General features: G+C 73.9%; 3 protein-coding genes. 2 read left to right on the top strand and 1 reads right to left on the bottom strand.

Annotation, left to right across the window (positions count from 1 at the left end; genetic code table 11):
- Both ACFQ3T_RS36380 and ACFQ3T_RS36385 read left to right on the top strand, forming a co-directional pair.
- Window positions 1–246: iron chelate uptake ABC transporter family permease subunit (locus ACFQ3T_RS36380; protein WP_380730677.1), on the top strand; the 246-nt coding region annotated here is incomplete at its 5' end.
- Window positions 243–1,073 (top strand): ABC transporter ATP-binding protein, encoded by an 831-nt coding sequence (locus tag ACFQ3T_RS36385; protein ID WP_380730679.1) that lies wholly within the window; start codon window positions 243–245, stop codon window positions 1,071–1,073. The genes ACFQ3T_RS36380 and ACFQ3T_RS36385, both read left to right, overlap by 4 nt.
- On the opposite strand, the gene ACFQ3T_RS36390 is transcribed toward ACFQ3T_RS36385, so the two are convergent.
- On the bottom strand, window positions 1,057–1,775 hold a 719-nt coding region (locus ACFQ3T_RS36390; RefSeq protein ID WP_380730681.1), incomplete at its 5' end, for an SDR family NAD(P)-dependent oxidoreductase. The two genes, ACFQ3T_RS36385 and ACFQ3T_RS36390, sit on opposite strands and share 17 nt — an antisense overlap.

The following is a 1,775-nucleotide window of genomic DNA, read 5'->3' on the forward strand; positions in this document are numbered from 1 at the left end:
GCCGGGCCGATCACGCTCGTGGCGCTGGCCGCGCCGCAGCTGGCCCGCCGGCTCACCGGGGCGTCCGGCCCCGGCCTGGCGGCGTCCGCGCTCCTGGGCGGGCTGCTGCTGGTCGTCAGCGACTTCGCGGTGCAACGGCTGTTCCCGGCGACCCCACTGCCGGTCGGCATCGCGACCGGCGCGATCGGCGGGCTCTACCTGGTCTGGCTGCTGGCCAGTGAGTGGAGGAAGGGGAGCGCGACATGACGGTGCCCGAGGCGGGACCGGGGACGGCGCGGCTGCGCGGTGCGGAGCTGACCCTGTCCTACGACGAGCGGGTCGTGGTGTCCGGGCTGGACGTGGAGATCCCGGACGGCTCGTTCACCGTCATCGTGGGCCCCAACGCGTGCGGCAAGTCGACCGTGCTCAAGGCGCTGGCGCGGATGCTGAAGCCACGCGCGGGCTCGGTGTACCTGGACGGCGCGGCGATCTCGTCGTACCGCTCGAAGGAGGTCGCCCGCAGGCTCGGCCTGCTGCCGCAGTCGTCGCTCGCGCCCGGCGGCATCACCGTCGGCGAGCTCGTGGCCCGCGGCCGGTACCCGCACCAGCGGTTGCTGCGGCAGTGGTCCGCCGACGACGAGGCGGCGACCGACGAGGCGATGCGGATGACCGGCGTGCACGACCTGGCCGACCGGCTGGTCGACGAGCTGTCCGGCGGGCAGCGGCAGCGGGTGTGGCTCGCCATGGTGCTCGCGCAGGACACGTCGATCCTGCTGCTGGACGAGCCCACGACGTTCCTGGACATCGCGCACCAGGTCGAGGTGCTGGACCTGTGCGCGAACCTGCACGAGACCGGCAACCACACGCTGGTCGCCGTGCTGCACGACCTGAACCAGGCGTGCCGCTACGCCACCCACCTGATCGCGATGAAACCCGGCGTCGGCGTGGTGGCGCAGGGCCACCCGGCGGACATCGTGACGGCGGAGCTGGTCGAGGACGTGTTCGGCCTGCCCTGCCGCGTGATCGCCGACCCGGAGACCGAGACGCCGCTGATCGTGCCGCTGCGCCGGCAGCGCGTCACAGCCGCCACCTGACCCGGCCGGGCGGCTCGGGGACCAGCTCGGTGGCGAACGCGGCGGCGATGTCCTCGACCTGCCACGACTCGCTCGTCAGCACCGGCTGCTTCACCGCGTGCTGCGCGATGAGGTGCAGCTTGTCGGGCAGGAACCGCACCAGCTGGCCGGTCACGTCGCGGGAGAGGTCGCTGAGCAGGTAGGTCACCAGCGGCGCCATCTTGTCGGCCGTCTGGTCGCGCGAGCTGATCTGCTCGGCCCGCGGGTCGGAGCCCATCATCGGCGTCCACGCCAGCGGCGCCACGCCGTTGACCCGCACGCCCCGCGCCGCGAGCGCGCCGGCCCACGACAGCGTCACCGACGCGACCGCGCCCTTGGACGCCGAGTAGGCGGCGGCGTCGGCCCGGCCCAGCATCGCGCCGGACACGACGTTCACGATCGAGCCGCCGCGCATGACCTTCGCCGCCGCCGTGCCGCAGTAGAGCGTGCCCAGCACGTTCACCTCGACCACCGAGCGCAGCACGTCCGGCTCGTCGTCCCAGGGGTCGGCGAAGTGCGTGATGCCCGCGTTGTTCACCAAGCCGTCCACCTGCCCGAACAACGACCCGCACAGGTCCACGAGCGCCGCCGCGACCGCCGGGTCCGCCACCGAACCGGTGTGCGCCACCGCCCGGCCGCCGGCGGCCTCGATCGCGGCGGCCACCTCCGGCGCGCCCTCGACGT

The organism is Saccharothrix hoggarensis, from assembly GCF_042678885.1.
Classification (GTDB): Bacteria; Actinomycetota; Actinomycetes; order Mycobacteriales; family Pseudonocardiaceae; genus Actinosynnema; species Actinosynnema hoggarensis.

Coding starts and splice junctions, on each gene's coding strand:
- ACFQ3T_RS36385 (WP_380730679.1), top strand. CDS start 243: ATGACGGTGCCCGAGGCGGGACCGGGGACGGCGCGGCTGCGCGGTGCG.